The sequence below is a fragment of the Arthrospira sp. PCC 8006 genome, from assembly GCF_046480465.1.
Taxonomy (GTDB): Bacteria; Cyanobacteriota; Cyanobacteriia; order Cyanobacteriales; family Microcoleaceae; genus Limnospira; species Limnospira platensis.
On sequence record NZ_PKGG01000628.1, the window covers coordinates 1 to 314 of the forward strand.

Here is a 314-nt window from a genome sequence, read left to right on the forward strand (position 1 = left end):
CGCGAGAGCGGTTGGCGATCACACCCCCGAGCCGGACATCGTAGTTCTTCGATTTGGCCTTGATGGCGGCCACGATGCGGTTCATCGCGAAGATGGAATCGAAGTCGTGGGCTGCAACAATGAGGGCCCGCTCGGCATGCTGGAGCGGCGAGGCAAAACCGCCGCCAACCACGTCGCCGAGCACGTCGAAGATGACGACGTCGGTGTCTTCCAGCAGGTGATGCTCCTTCAGGAGCTTGACCGTCTGGCCCACAACATAGCCGCCGCAGCCCGTGCCGGCCGGCGGCCCGCCGGCTTCCACGCAGCGCACGCCG

The 314-nt window shown here is 65.9% G+C and carries 1 pseudogene; it reads right to left on the bottom strand.

The annotated features are described in order from the left end of the window. A pseudogene (gene chlL / locus B9T16_RS29665) lies at positions 1-314 on the bottom strand (ferredoxin:protochlorophyllide reductase (ATP-dependent) iron-sulfur ATP-binding protein); the annotation flags it as partial.